This is a genomic window from Mesorhizobium sp. M2E.F.Ca.ET.219.01.1.1 (genome assembly GCF_004016445.2).
Classification (GTDB): domain Bacteria; phylum Pseudomonadota; class Alphaproteobacteria; order Rhizobiales; family Rhizobiaceae; genus Mesorhizobium.
The window spans coordinates 911237-927531 of the sequence record NZ_SADT02000002.1; the positions used below are offsets into that span (position 1 = coordinate 911237).

Genomic DNA, 16295 nt, shown 5'->3' on the forward strand with positions numbered 1-16295 from the left:
AAAGGCGCGACGCTGCCCTCGATCCTTTTGGATCCATCAAAGTCTGCAACTGAAAAAGTCCCAGCCAGGTCCCCTCCCGGCGATCCTTGGGCCCCGCCTGCCTCTCCCCGGAGCACGCGGGGCCTTCCCGTTCGGCAGAGCCGCGGTCGCAACATTGCCCCCTTCTCATGGGAACCGGATTCCGCGCCCCGCATTCTATGAGCGGGGACTGAAGGAGCGTCGCGTGAAGGCTTTGTTGGGAATTGCCGGTGGTTTCGTGCTGACCTTGGCCGTGTTTGCCAGCGGACTTGCCTTCGCCACCTGGATGCTGGCCGCCAAGCCGGTGCGCCAGGCAACCCCCACGATCGGCGTTTCCGAGCTCTGGACGAAGGATGCGCAGCCGGTCGATCAGCAAAAGCAGAACCTTGAGCGCATCCCCGCCCAGCAGGCGGCGACCGCGACGTCATCAAGTGAACCGATCAAGACCGCGAGTGGCGCAACGCAGGCGTCAGCGCTTGCGGCGCCAGCACAGCCGCAGCCGCAGCAATCGGGCGCGTCCGCTCCCACCCAACCTGCGGCGGACGCCAATGCCGCCCAGCAACCGGCGCCGGCCGACCAGCAGGCTGAGCGGCAATTGCCCGTTGCCCATCTGCAGTGGTGCGCCGCCCGCTATCGCAGCTACCGCCCGGCGGAAAACAGCTATCGCTCCTATAGCGGCGAGCTGCGCCCCTGCATCTCGCCCTATTACGACCTTGGTGACCGCACCGCGTCGACCGGCCAGAGCGGTAAGCGAGGCGGGAGCGACCGGCAGACCGCCACGGCCGAGATCACCGACGACCAAGCCGAGATGGAAGGCTACGCCCCGTCCGGCAACGGCTACGCCACAACCTATGGCGGCCCGCCGGAAGAGATCTCGCCCGAGGCCGCCCAGGCCACCACCCGGCAGGTCTCGGCCGACCATGTCGACTATTGTTTCAGCCGCTACCGCTCCTACGATCCAAGCGACAACACCTACCAGCCCTTCGACGGCGGCCCGCGGCGCCAGTGCGAGTAGGGCGCCGACGCCCAGCGGTTCGCGTTTCCTCGCCCCACGAAGTGGGGAGAGGTGGCCGCGAAGCGGCCGGAGAGGGGCCTGCGGCGCTGGCGGGCTCGCACGCGTCCTTCAACGTCGGCGCTTCCCCTCTCCGTCTCGGCTTCGCCGAGCCACCTCTCCCCCATTTCATGGGGGCGAGGAAAAGAGCCCTCACCCCACGACCTTCCCCGGATTCATCACATTACCCGGATCAATCAACGCCTTGATCGCCTTCGCCAAATCCCGCTTCACCGGGTCGGCGTGCCGCTCATAGGCCTCGCGCTTCTCCAGGCCGACGCCATGCTCGGCGGAGAACGAGCCGCCGGCTTCGCGCAGGCCCTCGTAAAGCACGTCCTCGATCGCCTGGTGCCGCTCATGCGGAAGCGGGCCGTCGCAATTGATCGAGATGTGCAAATTGCCGTCGGCGAGATGGCCGTAGACATAGGGCGCGTAGGCGGCGTCGATCCGCTTCAGCCCGGCCTCGATGCGCGCCACATAGGCGTCCAGCGCGCCGCCCGGCACGGAAACGTCGAAGGAGGGCGCCATCGGGTGCGCGCGCTCGATGTGCTCTGTCTCCTCGCGCAGCCGCCACATCTGGGCGGCCTGCGCCTCGGAACTCGCGACCAGCCCGTCGAGGATGCCGGCCTCTTGCCAGATTGCAGCCAGCCCGTCCTCTAGCACTTGTCGAGCCGCCTCGACGCTGTCGGCGCCGAGCCCCAGCACCAGCAGGCAGGGTGCGTTGAGCGGCAGCTGCCCGGGCGCATAGCCCAGCCCGCGCTGCATCAGCGAAGCAAAATTGCGCCAAAGGATCTCGGCGGCGGAAAGCCGGGCGCTGGTCGAGCCCAGGAAATGCCGCACGATCTGCTGGGCGCTTCGTGCATCCGGCACGCCGACAAGTGCTGTGGCACTCGCTCCGGCCACCGGGTCGAGCCGCACCGCCACGCGGGTGACGATGCCGAGCGTGCCCTCCGCCCCAATGAACGGATGCTTCAGGTCATAGCCGGCGCTGGTCTTGAGCACCCTTGTGAGATCGGAAAACACCCGCCCGTCCGGCAGCACGGCTTCGAGGCCGAGCACGCGGTGGCGCATCGTGCCGTTGCGAAAGGCCATGATGCCGCCGGCATTGGTGGAAACCATGCCGCCAATGGTGGCGCTGCCGCGCGCGGCAAGGTCGATGCCCGGGTCGAGCCCATGCACGGCCGCAGCCTCCTGCAGCGCCCCCAGCGTCACCCCCGCCTGCACGATCGCCACCCGCGCGAACGGATCGATCTCCTCGATTTGGGCAAGCCCGCCAAGATCGCAGATCACCTGCCCTTGGGAAGTCGCTGCCCCGCCCGCGAGCCCCGTGCGCCCACCCTGGGCGACAAGGCTGACGCCACGCGCTACGCAAAACCGCACCAGTGCCGCGACACCCTCGACATCACGCGGCCGCACCAGCGCCGAAGCGCCGAAATTGCGCGCATCGAAGCCGGGATCGCGCGAGGCGAGCTCGGCGGCGTCCCAGATGATGGCGGTGGGGAGGAGGGCGCGGAGGGCGGGGAGGAGGGGCATGGGGAATCCAGGAAAATGTTGAGTGCCTATCTTAGAAGGCTGGAAATTTTGTTGTCGGTCACGCGGGAGAGCAAAGTTGTAGGGTAACGACTAGCCGGTTGTTAGCACAATCAAGGTTGTGGGTTATCCAAGAATTCACTGGTGAAACAAACGCTCGATGGTTCACATCAGATGGCCCACCGCCTAAGCCTGAAACGACATAATGGAAGGAGTTAGATGAACGACCTACCTGAGCGCAAAATCATCGAGCATCTGCAATATTCTGACGCCAATCGCTTTTTGTCGGAATTATTGTCTCTGCAAGAATCGATTCCGACGCAGCAGACGCCTCTCATCTACAGAGGCTCCGCCATCGCTGATTGGGGCCTCGTGCCGTCTGCCTTTAGGCCGCAGGGCGTACAGCGGCTTGAAAGGCTGCTTGCACTAGATGTTTCGACCAAGTTCGCAAATGATTCGTCGCTTCACAAACAAATCGTCGCTGAGTTCACCGCTGTGAGGCTTTTTTACAAATTTGCTAACCACCAAGGTATAGCGCGCCCCTCGGTTTCGGATGAAATTCATCACTTGCTGATGCAATCTGCATTTCGGATGAATCCAAAAAGTTTCATGGCGCTTGTCGGTGCGCATTTTTGGAAATGGCCGCCACCGGACCTCAGGCCAATAATCGGGCTTGCACAGCACTACGGGGTGCCAACACGCCTTCTAGACTGGTCGAGAGATATGCTGGTAGCGGCCTACTTCGCCGCCAAATCCGCCCTCGAATTCCCGATCGAAGGTAACTTGGCCGTTTGGATTGCATCACCCGACATTCTTGAGGCCCACAACCTACCTTTAGTGATGGAGATGCCCAGCTACTCCTATCAAATTGACGTGGTGGAAGTTCCCTATGCAGGCAATCCAAATCTTGCAGCGCAGAAAGGTCTTTTCACAAACGCCACCCCCACTCGCCCGCGTATCCAGGAATTAGGACATGCGCCCGAGCAGATCGACCTTGTGCATGCCGTGAGTACCCTTTTCTCTCAATCAAAGGGAAGCGCGGTCGATGGCATGGTGAATCGGCGCCCTAAGCCTGACGACTTGTTGCCGCCTATGTTTTTTAAGGCGACATTGCCGAGATCGGAAGCCAAGCCGTTGCTCAGGCTTCTTCGCAGTCGTGGCTATGACGGAGCTAGGCTGTTCCCCGGGCTCAAAGGGTGCGAAATCTCCATGGCCGAAATGGAGGTAATCTACTGATTAGCGTTCCGTCATATCTTTGGCCGTTTTGCGGTCAATCGCCTAGGCGGCTGCTACCGCCGCAACTAGGCTCTGCACATAATCTCGCAGCGGTGTTAGTCGGCCGGGGTTATGAGCCAGTATATGCTTCAAAAGGAAAAGTGAATCGTTCCTCTTGGAAAAAGTCACTCGATGCTCAGACAGAGTTTTGCACACATCGGCAATCAAATTGGCGGCGTCGACGTGGGTAAGCCAAAGAGGTTCTGTAATGTCTTCGTTCCATTCCGAAATATGGTATGGGCGCTCAGCAGCTTTTTCTTTTAGTTTAGCTTCAACCGACTCAGCACCGACGATTTCAGTTGCGGCAGCGTCCTTACTAACGATGAACGCGGCGATTGCTGCAGGATCCACTAAATAGCATTCCAAATGGCGCCGAGGTAGGAAGTGCAGCAAACCACCGGAGTCTCGCATCATTTTGGCCTTTTCCTCGTCGGTCAATTTCTCTGTGTCGAAGCTGAACGCAACCGAAACGACCAGCGTCGCAGCGGCAGCGCTTAGGCGTCGATACACCTCATAAACAATGGCAGGATCTCGCTTGTTGCTATTAAAGTCACCCGTTGCTGCGACGGACGTGATGATTGTCCCTTTGGGTAACGGCCCAACTAGCTGCTGGTACAAGTAAGGGAAACAAAGTTCTTCTGTCGGGCCCTCAACCCAGACGACCCGTTCCGCTGCAAATACGTCTGCCATGGAGACGCCTAAATGCTCAGCAACTTCCCGAAATTTCCCAACTTCATCAAGGTTGAGTCGTTCGACTGAAGATTCGTAGCCTGCTCGCTTGACGAGATGAATGGTGCTCGGATTGCTGAAGCCGATCACCTCCGGTGCATGCGTCGATATGATGTACTGATGCTGATAATATTGCGTTTGCAGTATCCGGAGGAGCGTCTTGACTGCTGCCGGGTGCAGGAAGCTGTTGATCTCATCGATTACAAATATAGCCATCGTCGATGGTCATGATCGCTGCGAGGAGAGCAATTACCTGAGCGACGCCTGTGCCGCTGGAGTTAAGGGGAAAACTGAGTTCTACCCGCTCCATGGCCTCTGTGGGCCACACTCGAATCTCCAGATTATGGCTGCCAGGTCTGGTCCTGACGCTGAGATTCCCAACTGATTGAAAAATCTCTCGAAGATGGTCTACCAGTTGCTTGAAAACGTCGCCTCTTTCACTGTTTAGCGTATGAAGTACGTTCGGAAGGTTGCTAGCGTTAGGCTCGAGACGGCTGCCATAACCAGGCCCCGCCTCACCGATAGTCATTCGCTCGGCCGCAAAGTAAAACATCACGCGATTCCAGGCGTTGAACAGTAAGCCTGGTAAGCTGTCGTTCGAAGACACGCCGTGATTAGAAACTATTATCTCGCCGTTATTCGGAGTAGCTGCGGCCGCAATCTGCTGCGACCCCGGAACATACGTGAACAGTCGGTGGGACGGGTAGACTGAATGGAAGGTATTTCCCGGTGTTCGAGACACGGATAGTTCTAATCGCTGAAATTTGAAGAGTTCCTCTATAAAGGCGACCGTGAGGCGATTGTCCGACATTCCGACGGGGAAATACTGTTGTCCACCATCTATCAAAACCCAGTCTCGTATCTCTGCACCGCTGACTTCCAACGTGAAGAAAACCTCAGGTCGTGGAAGTCTAAATTTCTGCCATTTTGTCGAAGTTCGATGTCGATCGTCTGGCAATGTTGGAAGAAGTGCACGTAGCAACGCGCTCTTTCCAGAGTTGTTCTGACCAACAACAATATTTATTTTTTCAGAAAAGGTGATATCACCAGAATCGTGGAATGATTGAAAACCTTTAATCCTTATTTTGACGAGCTTCATTGGTTACCACGAATCGCGTAAGGTGTAGCAAATAGGGTTGTTAGTGCAGCCTTCGGCGGTCCCGGCGCCCCATTGAGCACCGCAATGACCGTCTAACATGCCGCGTGGCATGCCACCGGCGCGCCAAGCATGAATGCTCGCCGCCTTGTTTTGCTGGTTGGTCAGGTCAGTCAAATTTCCTCTGTCGGATTAGGTGCAGGGCCGGCATTCTGTACGCCTATGACTTTGTCGGGCGACGGGGCGCATCCCAGCAGGCGCACCCAATATTGAGATTCCAAAACAAAACGCTTCATCGTCCCGCCAACGCCAATAAATCTCTATGACTGTAACATTGCGCACGCGGAGCGGCCGCGCAAGTATGCTTGCGCAGCCTACGGATGTTTCTCAGGAATTTGGAGTCCTGCCCTTTTGGGGTGGGCTGCTCTAGCGGGAGTGATTCAACTATCGCTTGACGTTCGCCAGTAAAGCCGAAGCAACCGTGCTCTATCCTCAACCCACCCAAACCGAGCATCCAACCTTCTGCCCGGTCGCCGCATCCCGCACCAGTTTCGCATCCACCCGCTTCAACCCGACCCTGTTCGCCTTCACTTCCTTGCTCGCGAGATAGGCCGGGTCGCCCACTTCCCAGTGGTAGCGCGTGTTGGCGGGCGCCCGCATCCAGGTGAATTTCGACAGGTAGGCCACCTGTCCAGGCGTGGTGTCGGCGAAGCGGCAGTCTATGGTCGCGGGCATCAGGCCCTTGGCGCCCATCGCGTTGACGACCTTGTCGGCATCGGCTGTCGCCAGCCATTGGTCGATGCCGCTTGTCTGGTATGCGTCTATGCCTGTCGGCCGGTGCGTCATGCATCCTCCCAGCAGCATCAGCGCCGCCAGTGTCGTGCTCGCCCTGCCTGCTCGCTTGCAGTCTTCCCGATCGATGCCCATGCCCGTCTCCTTGTCCCGAAAGAGTGGAAAGTCCCGGGCGGGATGGTGCACGGCTGGACATCGCCGGTATATTAGCCGCTTCACATGCGCGGCTCGAACGGGCTCAGCCCCTCTATCTGCCTGCGCGGGCAGGGGGAGCGATCGCGCCTGGGACGATGTCGGTGTTCTGGGCCACCTTGATCCGCCATCCAAGCTGTTCCTTCTTCAGCACCAGAAGCAGGATGCCTTCCCGCGTTCCGGCGGGCGAGCCGTCCGGGGCGGATGCGCCGGTCAGGGTCCATCTGTAGTGCACGGATGCAAGGCCGGGAGACAGCTCCACGACTGACGCGGCGATACCCTCCAGCCGGCTGTCGCGAAACATGGTCTTGTGAGTCGCGCTGTGCGCCGCTTCGATCTCGGCCCGGTTTTTCCACCACATGCCCACGACATTGACGAAATTGGCGTCCTCGCAAAACAGCGCCGCGAAGTCGTCCATGTCATGCCTGTTCCAGGCGTCGGCGAAGGCGGCCGCGACATCCTCGGGCTTGCTGATCTCCATGACATGATCTCCCTTGCTTTCCGCCAGGCTGGGGTGAGACGATAGCGGCATCAGCAGGCCCTGTCACCGCGCTGCCACAGAACTTAGCCGCGCCACTTCCTTAACGGCCCCAACCCCCAAAATTAACCTTTTGTTAACCATTCGCCCGGCACCCTTTAATCATTGAGTAAGGATTCGCCTGGTCGTGACCTTCGCCGCCCCTTTGCAGAACAAATCCATCCGCTTCCGCGCCCGTTCCTTCGTCGCTTTCACGCTGACGCCGGAGGCGCCGATCGCCGACTGGCTGGAGGGGCTGGATCGCTGGATCGCCAACTCGCCGGGCTATTTCAACGGGCGCCCGGTGGTGCTGGATCTGAACATCCTGCAGCCGGGGCCGGAGGAGATCGGAGCGCTGGTCGGCGTGCTCGGCTCGCGCGGCATCCGCGTCTATGCCATCGAGCTGGAGGGCGCCGAACTGGGGCCTGAACTGCCGCCGCTCTTGGCCGGCGCCAAGGAGGCGACCGCCGAGGGGCTGCTGGGCCGGGCCGCGCGCAAGGCGCGGGCTGAGGAGCTCGAAGCCGCCGCCGGGGAGCGGGTCCAGGCAGCTGAGCAGACCCCACTGGTCGCGGAGCCGGCTCCGGCCGAGGTTCCGCAGATCGCCATGTCCGGTGACGAGCCTGTCGATCCCGAGCTGGCGAGGCTCGAAGCGGTCAGGATCGAACCGGCGCAAGCCGCAAGCCAAGGGCAGGGCGCCGAGCCGGCGCAGCCTTCGGCCGGCACGCTGATGATCAAGGCACCGATCCGCTCGGGGCAGTCGGTGTTCCACCCGCATGGCGACGTCATTGTGCTGGGCTCGGTCGCGTCCGGCTCGGAAATCGTCGCCGGCGGCTCGATCCATGTCTACGGCACGCTGCGCGGCCGCGCGATCGCCGGCTCGGAAGGCAATGTTTCGGCGCGCATCTTCTGCCGCAAGAACGAGGCCGAGCTGCTCGCCGTCGACGGCTGGTACACCACGGCCGAGGAAATGGAAGGCGTGTCGCGCGGCAAGGCCGTGCAGGCCTTCCTCGACAATGATGCGCTCTGCGTGGTGCCGCTCGGCTGACGCGCAAGCTTCGGACCGGTTTCGCGTGCCAAGGTTGTTAACGAGTCCGCCGTGCCCGGCACGGTCAGAGAATAAAAATCGCCAACGGAGGCTGAATATATGGGCAAGGTAGTCGTGGTCACATCGGGCAAGGGGGGCGTCGGCAAGACGACCTCGACGGCCGCGCTCGGCGCCGCCGTGGCCAAGACCGGCAAGAAGGTGGCGCTGGTCGATTTCGACGTCGGCCTGCGCAATCTCGACCTCATCATGGGCGCCGAGCGCCGCGTGGTGTTCGACCTCGTCAACGTCATCCAGGGCACGGCGAAGCTGTCGCAGGCGCTGATCCGCGACAAGCGGCTGGAGACGCTCTATCTGCTGCCCGCCTCGCAGACGCGCGACAAGGACGCGCTGACCGAGGAGGGCGTGGCCGAAGTCATCGCCCGGCTGCGCTCGGTGTTCGACTATGTCTTCTGCGACAGCCCGGCCGGCATCGAGCGCGGCGCCCAGCTCGCCATGCGCTTCGCCGACGAGGCGGTCATCGTCACCAACCCGGAAGTGTCGTCGGTGCGCGACTCCGATCGCATCATCGGCCTGCTCGACGCCCGCACCATGAAGGCCGAGCAGGGCGAGCTGGTGCAAAAACACGTGCTGGTCACCCGCTATGACGCGGCGCGCGCCGCGCGCGGCGAGATGCTGTCGATCGACGACGTGCTGGAGATCCTGTCGACGCCGCTGCTCGGCATCATCCCGGAAAGCCAGGATGTGCTGCGGGCCTCCAACCTCGGCTCGCCCGTCACGCTCTCGGAACCGCTCAATGGTGCCGCAAAGGCTTACCTCGAAGCGGCAAGACGCCTGGAAGGCGAGGACCTGCCGGTGGTCGTCCCCTTCGAACGCAAGGGCTTCCTCGACCGGCTTCTCGGAAGGAGGGCCGCATGAGCATCCTCGACCTCTTCAAGCGGCGCACCAGCGCGCCGGTGGCGCGCGAGCGGCTGCAGCTGCTGCTCGCCTATGAGCGCCAGAGCCGCGGCCAGCCGGACCTCGTTTCCATCCTGCGCGAGGAGATCATGGCGGTCATTGCCAAGCATGTGCAGATCGACCAGGACTATCTCCAGGTCTCGATGGATCGCGGTGCCACCATGTCGACGCTGGAGATCGACATCCAGATCCCCAACAAGAGCGCCGCGCCGCTGGCGATGGCGGGGTGATCTTCACCCTCCCCCTTGTGGGGAGGGTCGATCCGCAAAGCGGATCGGGGAGGGGGCCTGCGCCAACGCTTCGTCATCCTCGGGCTTGACCCGAGGATCCATGCCGTGACCGTTGCCGCAGAGTGCAGCGGTGCAAAATTCTGTAACCGTGGCAACGCTTTAGCGCCACGGCATGGATCCTAGGGTCTGCGCGCGTCGCTTCGCTCCTTGCTCCGCCCTAGGATGACGAAGGCGCGACGCCGCTGCCCCCACGCCCTCACTCCGGCTGATACAGCTCATCCATGCTGCGCGCCGCAAGTTCCGCGAACGGCGCCTGCTTCCTCACCCGTCCATGCTCCAGGATCACCAGGTCGTCGCAGAACGAGATCGTCGAGTGGTGGTGACTGATGACGATCGTCGTGCGGCGGCCGGCGCGCGACTTCAGCGTTTCCACGATCGCCGCCTCCGACAGCCCGTCCACCGCGTTGGTGGCCTCGTCGAGGATCAGGATATCGGGGTCGCGCACCAGCGCGCGGGCGAGCGCGATGCGCTGCCTCTGGCCGGCCGACAAATTGACGCCGCGATAGCCGACGATCGTCCCGTAGCCCTGTGGCAGGCGTTCGATGAATTCATGCGCCTCGGCGAGCTCGGCGGCGCGCCGGGCCTCTTCCTCGCTCGCCGTGTCCTTGCCGTAGGTGATGTTGTCGAGAATGGTGCCGTCCACCAGCTCCAGTTCCTGGCTGGCCAGGGCGATATGCGCCCGCCATGCGATCGGATCGATCTCGCCCAGCGGCGCGCCGTCGACGAGGATGCGGCCGCCGTCCGGCTCGACGAAACGGCAGAGCAGGTTGACGATGGTCGTCTTGCCGGCGCCGGAGCGGCCGATCAGCGCCGTCGAGCGGCCGCTTCTTATGTCGAAGCTCACGGCATGCAGCACCGCCGCGCGCTGCTCCTCATTGGCATAGCTGAAGCTCACGCCCTCGAAGGCGATTTTGTCGCTTAAAGTCGCGAATGGCCGGCTGCCTTGCGGCGCCGCCGGCTTGCCCTTGGGGTCGAGCAGCCAGGTCACCTCTTCCAGCGAGCCGGAAAGCCCCTGCAGCTGGCTCCAGGTCATCTGCAGGGCCCGCACATGCGGCTGCAGCCGGTAGAGCAGGATGAGGAAGGCGGCGACCATAGGGAAGCTCAAACCCGCCAGCCATGCGCCGATCACCACCGCCAGGAACAGCATGGCGTGCAGCACTTCGGTCAGCGGCGCCAACGCGCCCTGGCGCTTGGAAAGCTGGAAGGCCGCCCGGCGCACGCCGTCCGACGCCGCCTCGAACGCCGCCTTCTCGCGCGCCTCCTGGCCGAAGATGCGGATCAGCCGGCCGGCATGCACCAGGTGCAGCATCCGTGAGGCCAAGGCGCTGTTGCGCGAGGCAACGCTTCGGCTCGGTTTTCTGAGATGCGCCGAAAGCGCCATATGCGCAACCTGGACAAGCGCAAGCCCGAGCATCACCAGCAGCGTCATCCGCCAGGAAAGCAGCAGCAGGAAACCGAGCAGGATGATCGCGGCCGAAGCGTTGACGATCGACCCCAGCACCGCCTGGATGGCGTCCGACGCCCGCCAGGATTCGCTGGAGATGATGTTGAGCAGCCGCCCGGGGCTCTCCTTCAGGAAGAACGGATAGCCGATCGAAAGCAGCCGCTCGGCGAGCGCGCCGCGGATCGCCTGGCTGGCCTTGCCGTAGATATGGGCGGTGAGAACCGAATTGGCGAAGCCGAGCAGGTTCTTCAGCAGGATCGAGCCGAGGATCGCGGCCGCAATGGCGATCAGCCGCTCGCGCTCGCCGAGCCCGGCGCCGACCTTCTGCAGGAGGGCCGAGAGGCCGGCCATGCCGGTCGCCTCGCCATGCCCCATGATGATGCCGAGCAGCGGGATGATCAGGCCGATGCCGAATCCTTCCAGCGCGGCGCCGGCGAGCCCGAGCGCGACGACGATCGGCAGCAGGCCGAGCTGCCGGCGGCCGAGCGCCTGGCGCAGCATCGGCAGGGTCCGGTGCCCGCTCATGGCGCGCCGGCCTCCGCCCTGGCCGTGGTGGTCTCCTCGCCGTGCTGTTGCCGATCCGGCCGCCTGAAAAGCACGAGAGCCATGAACTTCGCCGCGCCCGCAAGGTTCATCAGGACGATCGGCCAGTGCGACAGTTTGAGATCCTGGTCGAAGCGTGGCCCGCCGACGAGCTCGCGCATGGCGGCGCGGACCGCCCAGTAGAAATGGCGCAGCAGCCAGGGCGCGCGTCGAAGATGCTTCAGGCAGAGCGCGCCGTTGCCGAAATGATAGTCGCGGTGCAGCCGGTCGATCGCCATGCGGTCGCGCCTGCCGTGATAGTGGAAGATCGTCATGTCGGGCACGTATTCCACCGCCATGCCGGCAAGCATCGCCCGCACCAGATAATCCGTGTCCTCGGCCGAGCGCAGCGCGCCGCCAGCGCCGAAGCGCTCGTCGAAGGGGCCGATGCGGGCGGCGACGTCGCGGTGCATGGTCATGTTGCACCCTAGCACGAAGCCGCCCGGATGGACGGCATGCGTCAGCACTTCGCGTTGGTCGCAGCGCTTTATCGTGAAGGGCAGGTCGAGCGCGTCGCCGATCTCGACGCGGCCGCCGCGGATCAGCCATTTCTCGCCGCTCGCATAATGCCGCTCGAGGTCGGCGAGATAGTTGCGGTCGAGCCTGCAGTCGTCGTCGACGAACACCAGCACCCCGCCGCGCGCCTGCGCCAGTCCCGCATTGCGCGCCGCCGCCAGTCCGGGGCGGGCCTCCGAGATTGCGGTCAGGGGGATGTCCGAGGTCGCGGCGGCCGCCAAAAGATAACTGGCCGTGCCGTCGCGCGAGCCGTTGTCGACCACCACCAGCTCGGCCGCGAAGGCGGGATGCGCCCGGCAGGCCGCGCGGATCGAGTCGATGCAGGCTTCGAGCACGTCCAGCCGGTCGCGCGTGCAGACGATGAAGGAAACCGGTGGCCGTTGCCTGGGCCACGGAGGAGGGGGCAGGGCGGGGCGCAGGTGCCGCAGCAACGGATGGCGCTCGGCGTTCATGCCGCCTCCACCCGATAAGGCGCGAGCACTGACGTCGCCGGCGCGGATTTTAAGCGGTAGGCAAGCCAATCGGCGCGCTTGCCCGCCCACATCGAGGCCTGGCTCAGCCAGGGCGCCCAGGCGCCGGGGCCGAGCGCGTATTTCTCGCGGCGGCGGATCGCGTTCCATTTCCCGGTCAGCGTCAGCAATTCATGCGTCAGCGCCGGCCGCTCCTCGTCATTGACGAGCTGGTAGAGGAAATAGAACAGGTTGAGCGCGCCGGCCTCGAAGCTCGGCCGCGTCGGGTCGGGCAATGTCGCGATCCGCGCCTCCAGCCTGCGGATGAAAGCGGCCGCCCGGCGTACGGTGTCGAGGCAGACGCGATCGCCGATGGCGCGCAGGTCCTCGCAGTCCTGCGCCAAACCGAGGCGCTCGAGGTTCTCGCCGACAATCTTGAGATGCGTGCGCCGCATCTCCTTGCCGTGCCGGCTGGTCACGCTGCCGGGATGGACGCGGTAGACCAGCAGGCTCTCCGGCATCAGCGCCGCCGGATAGCGGTCGGCCAGCCGCCGGAAGAGGTCGAAGTCCTCGGCATGCCGATAAGCGCCGTCGTAGTGGAGGTCGGCGTCGGAGATGACCTTGCGGTTATAGACCACCGTCGGGTGCAGGAAGATCGTGAAGAATTTCGACAGCTCGGGGAGGCTGAGACGAAACACCGGGTCGAGCCGCCCCTTAAGGACGCGGCCGTGCAGCAGTGTGTCCACGAGCGCGCCGCAGAAGCCGAGCTCCGGCCGCGCGGCAAACAGCGCCGCCTGGCGCGACAGCCGCCAGGGATAGGCGAAGTCGTCGGCGTCCATGCGCGCGACGAGCTCGCCCCGCGCGACCGCCAGTCCCTCGTTGAGGCTGGCGACGAGGCCACGGTTTTCGCGCGAGATGATCGATACGCGGCTGTCGTCCCGGCGGCAGCGTTCGAGGATCTTGAGCGACCTGTCGGTCGATCCGTCGTCGATGGCGATGATTTCGAGCCGGCCATAGTCCTGCCGCAGGATCGACTGCATCGCGGCGGCCACATAGGGCTCGGCATTGTAGACCGGCAACAGCACGGAGATGAGCGGCGCGGTCATGGTCGGCTCCGGTCCGTCGGCTGCAGATCGAGCGCCGGGGCGGCGCCGAACCGGCGGGCCTCGCTCGCGCCGCGCCGATGAGCGGGCGCGACATAGGGGAAATAGCGCTTGAGACCGTTGAGCGGCTTCTCGAAAAACCCCCAGGAAAGCGAGGCGACGACCAGCGTCGCGGCGCCCGCGACGAGGAAGCGGCCTGGCCCCTGTTCCGAGACGTTGAGCGGGATCCATGGCTGCGCCTTGACGGCATAGGCAAGCAGGATCGGATGGTAGAGATAGACGCCGTAGCTGATGCGACCGAGCCCGAGCAGCGGCGGCAGTTCGGCCAGCCTGCCGAGCCTGCCGCCAAGGCCGTTCGAGCAGGCGGCGACGATCGCCGTCAGCGGCACCAGCGGCAGCACTTGCACCAGCATCCAGCGCGGCCACTCCCAGGCCGAATTCGCCGGCCCCGGATCGGATCGGACCACGAACAGGAACACCATCGCCAGGGCCGGCCAGCAGAGCCGCATCCATTGCGGCGCATCCGCGCCCCTGGCGCGGCGCACGGCAAGCAGGGCGCCGCAGCCAAGCGCGTCCATCGAGGCCGGCGGCAGCAGATCGCGGGCGAGCGCCGGGCTGGCGGCGATCGGCCAGTAGAACCGGTAAGCGAGCGAGAAGCAGATGACGCCGATTGCGATCGCCTCGATGCGCCGGCGCGGCGCCAGAAGCACGATCAGCGGCCAGGCGAGGTAGAACTGCTCCTCGATGCTGAGGCTCCAGAAATGGCAGAGCAGCCAGGGGCTCCAGTCGTTGCGCAGCGCGTACCAGAAGTTCGAGAGGTAGAGCGCATGCCAGGCGAGCGACGACCTCGATTGTTCCAGATCGGTGAACCAGACCAGCGCCAGCACCGCGAAGTAGGGCGGGAAGATGCGGATCACGCGCCGCGCATAGAAGGAGCGCAGCGCCGGTCCGGGGGCGAATGCATCGGCATCACGCGCGTCCAGCAAAAGCCGTGTGATCAGGAAGCCGGAGAGAACGAAGAACAGCCTGACCCCGAGATGGCCGAGGAAGGAGGTGCCGCTTGGCGCGAGGAAATGGGCGTAGAGCACCAGCGTCACGGCAACGGCTCGCAACGAGTCGAGTTGGATGTCGCGCGCGTTCGCCATCAGCGGCATTCGGCAGCTTGGTCAGGCCACGCGGCAGCGGGCGAGCGAATCTCGCCGCCTTGGGCCGACCACTCACCGTCCGGGCCGGGGGCGCAATCCCTGCCAACCGGCGGAATGCCCATCCGAGTCACAATAATGGCATCCTCCAACAGGCATGCCCCCGCTCCACGATTGTCGCGGCGGATGTTGCGGTGCAACACAAAATGCTTACGGCTCTGAAATAAGATGTGATGCCGTTGTGGGACGTAAATAGTTGTGTCGTAAAAATATTCGCATGGGCCGTCCAAAGGTCCTATGACGTCATAGGCAGTTGGTCTGATCCTGAAAATCATCAATCGCCCAGGATGCGGGAGAGTTGTCTCAGCAACTGCGGCGAGCATGATGGGAATATTGAAAAAGAGCTTGATCGCGGTGCCAAATTCTACAGTGGAGTCTGTGAAAACACCTTGAATTTCAAGTTCTTGTGCGGTGCGGCAGGCCTGCCGCCCGAGGGGGCCGCCTTGTCCCACCGTCCGCCGCCTGCTGCCTCACGACGGGGCAGCCCCCAGGCCTTATCTCTCGATTCCGACCAGGAGCAGGGAACGGAGAGCAAGTGACGTCGACGCCGATTGCAAAACCCCAGGCGCAGGTGGGCGCCATGCCCGTGCTCGGCCTGCTCGGCTCCATGCTGTCGGTGCAGGTTGGCGCAGCCTTTGCCAAGAGCTTGTTCCCGGTGCTGGGGCCGGAGGGCACGACCATGCTGAGGCTTGCCATCGGCGCGCTGATGCTGGCGGCGGTGCTGAGGCCATGGAAGGTGCTGCCCTCGCGGAACAACCTGCCTTGGCTGGCCGCCTACGGCATCACGGTCTGCGCCATGAACATGCTGTTCTATGCCGCGCTCCAGCGCATTCCGCTGGGTATCTGCGTGGCGCTGGAATTCACCGGGCCGCTGTTCGTGGCGACCCTCGGTTCCAGGCGCCTGCTCGATCTTGTCTGGGTGGCGCTGGCGATAGCCGGCATCGCGCTCATGTCGCCCTTTGCCGGGATCAGCCGCGGGCTCGATCCGCTGGGCGTGGCGCTGGCGCTGGCGGCCGGCGCCTGCTGGGGGCTCTACATCATTTTCGCGCAGAAGGCCGGCGCCGAGCTCGGCGCGCGCACCTCCGCCTATGGCATGGCGATCGCCGCGGTGCTGGCGCTGCCTTTCGGTCTCGGCGCTGCTCAAGCCCATCTCGCCGATCCGCACGTCATGGCTGGCGCGGCCGTGGTCGGCTTGTTCTCCAGCGCGCTGCCCTTCTACCTGGAAATGCTGGTGCTGGCCCGCATGCCGGCTAGGGTCTACGGCATGCTGGTGTGCCTGGAGCCGGCTGGCGCCGCGCTGACCGGCTTCCTGTTTTTGGCGGAGAAGCTCAACCTTTTGCAATGCGCCGGCATCGCCGCCGTCATTGCCGCCGCCTTCGGGACGGCGGTCGCGGCGCGGCAGCCCTCGCCTTCGGCCTGACTCCCCGGAAGCCGGTCGCGCGCACCGGAATCCATTTCTGAGCGACGCGCTCCAAAGCGTTGCCCGGTTTGGAGAAATCGATGCGCGCCC

Annotated in this window: 16 protein-coding genes; 6 read left to right on the forward strand and 10 right to left on the reverse strand. The window is 63.9% G+C overall.

Translation table 11 applies throughout. The features are described 5' to 3' along the window. Nucleotides 1–223 precede the first annotated feature (223 nt). Nucleotides 224–1033: a BA14K family protein gene (locus tag EN862_RS14895; RefSeq protein ID WP_245519583.1), complete on the forward strand. Its 810-nt coding sequence runs from the start codon at nucleotides 224–226 to the stop codon at nucleotides 1031–1033. 189 nt (nucleotides 1034–1222) lie between these two features. Here the strand turns inward: EN862_RS14895 and EN862_RS14900 are convergent, their stop codons facing one another. Continuing rightward, the gene (locus EN862_RS14900; RefSeq protein ID WP_127865068.1) at nucleotides 1223–2602 is read right to left on the reverse strand and encodes an FAD-binding oxidoreductase; all 1380 of its coding nucleotides are present in this window, start codon (nucleotides 2600–2602) and stop codon (nucleotides 1223–1225) included. Nucleotides 2603–2818: 216 nt separating this feature from the next. Here EN862_RS14900 and EN862_RS14905 point away from each other — a divergent pair, with 216 nt between their 5' ends. Further along, nucleotides 2819–3835, forward strand: a complete 1017-nt coding sequence (locus tag EN862_RS14905; RefSeq protein WP_127865069.1) for an FRG domain-containing protein — start codon at nucleotides 2819–2821, stop codon at nucleotides 3833–3835. 42 nt (nucleotides 3836–3877) lie between these two features. On the opposite strand, the gene EN862_RS14910 is transcribed toward EN862_RS14905, so the two are convergent. From EN862_RS14910 to EN862_RS14925, 4 genes are all read right to left on the reverse strand, one after another. Further along, nucleotides 3878–4819, reverse strand: coding sequence for an AAA family ATPase (locus EN862_RS14910; protein WP_127865070.1), 942 nt, complete (start codon nucleotides 4817–4819; stop codon nucleotides 3878–3880). After that, nucleotides 4797–5702, reverse strand: coding sequence for an AAA family ATPase (locus EN862_RS14915; RefSeq protein ID WP_127865071.1), 906 nt, complete (start codon nucleotides 5700–5702; stop codon nucleotides 4797–4799). The genes EN862_RS14910 and EN862_RS14915 overlap by 23 nt, the downstream gene beginning before the upstream one ends. 489 nt (nucleotides 5703–6191) lie before the next feature. Then, on the reverse strand, nucleotides 6192–6626 hold the full coding sequence (locus EN862_RS14920; protein ID WP_127865072.1) for a hypothetical protein: 435 nt from the start codon (nucleotides 6624–6626) through the stop codon (nucleotides 6192–6194). A 112-nt stretch (nucleotides 6627–6738) separates the two neighbouring features. Beyond that, nucleotides 6739–7164, reverse strand: coding sequence for an SgcJ/EcaC family oxidoreductase (locus EN862_RS14925; RefSeq protein ID WP_127865073.1), 426 nt, complete (start codon nucleotides 7162–7164; stop codon nucleotides 6739–6741). Between the two features lie 184 nt (nucleotides 7165–7348). Between EN862_RS14925 and minC the strand changes: the two genes are divergently transcribed. The 3 genes from minC (at nucleotide 7349) to minE (ending at nucleotide 9429) form a co-directional block, all read left to right on the forward strand. Continuing rightward, nucleotides 7349–8245: a septum site-determining protein MinC gene (gene minC / locus EN862_RS14930; RefSeq protein WP_127865074.1), complete on the forward strand. Its 897-nt coding sequence runs from the start codon at nucleotides 7349–7351 to the stop codon at nucleotides 8243–8245. 99 nt (nucleotides 8246–8344) lie between these two features. Further along, nucleotides 8345–9160: a septum site-determining protein MinD gene (minD, locus tag EN862_RS14935; RefSeq protein ID WP_126061655.1), complete on the forward strand. Its 816-nt coding sequence runs from the start codon at nucleotides 8345–8347 to the stop codon at nucleotides 9158–9160. Continuing rightward, complete coding sequence (minE, locus tag EN862_RS14940) at nucleotides 9157–9429, forward strand: cell division topological specificity factor MinE (protein WP_042638296.1); 273 nt, start codon at nucleotides 9157–9159, stop codon at nucleotides 9427–9429. Before minD ends, minE begins: the two co-directional genes overlap by 4 nt. Before the next feature lie 256 nt (nucleotides 9430–9685). Here the strand turns inward: minE and EN862_RS14945 are convergent, their stop codons facing one another. The 5 genes from EN862_RS14945 to EN862_RS14965 are packed head-to-tail and all read right to left on the reverse strand — an operon-like array spanning nucleotide 9686 to nucleotide 15237. Beyond that, nucleotides 9686–11458 carry an ABC transporter ATP-binding protein gene (locus tag EN862_RS14945; RefSeq protein ID WP_245519584.1) on the reverse strand — a complete coding sequence of 591 codons (1773 nt, stop codon included), beginning with the start codon at nucleotides 11456–11458 and terminating at the stop codon, nucleotides 9686–9688. After that, complete coding sequence (locus EN862_RS14950) at nucleotides 11455–12483, reverse strand: glycosyltransferase (RefSeq protein WP_127865075.1); 1029 nt, start codon at nucleotides 12481–12483, stop codon at nucleotides 11455–11457. The genes EN862_RS14945 and EN862_RS14950 overlap by 4 nt, the downstream gene beginning before the upstream one ends. Continuing rightward, nucleotides 12480–13586: a glycosyltransferase family A protein gene (locus EN862_RS14955; RefSeq protein WP_127865076.1), complete on the reverse strand. Its 1107-nt coding sequence runs from the start codon at nucleotides 13584–13586 to the stop codon at nucleotides 12480–12482. Before EN862_RS14955 ends, EN862_RS14950 begins: the two co-directional genes overlap by 4 nt. Further along, entirely contained in the window at nucleotides 13583–14728 is a 1146-nt protein-coding gene (locus tag EN862_RS14960) for an acyltransferase (protein ID WP_127865077.1), read from the reverse strand. The genes EN862_RS14955 and EN862_RS14960 overlap by 4 nt, the downstream gene beginning before the upstream one ends. After that, entirely contained in the window at nucleotides 14728–15237 is a 510-nt protein-coding gene (locus EN862_RS14965) for a hypothetical protein (RefSeq protein WP_127865078.1), read from the reverse strand. Before EN862_RS14965 ends, EN862_RS14960 begins: the two co-directional genes overlap by 1 nt. An 83-nt stretch (nucleotides 15238–15320) precedes the next feature. Between EN862_RS14965 and EN862_RS14970 the strand changes: the two genes are divergently transcribed. Further along, entirely contained in the window at nucleotides 15321–16205 is an 885-nt protein-coding gene (locus EN862_RS14970) for an EamA family transporter (protein WP_127865079.1), read from the forward strand. Nucleotides 16206–16295: the final 90 nt, after the last annotated feature.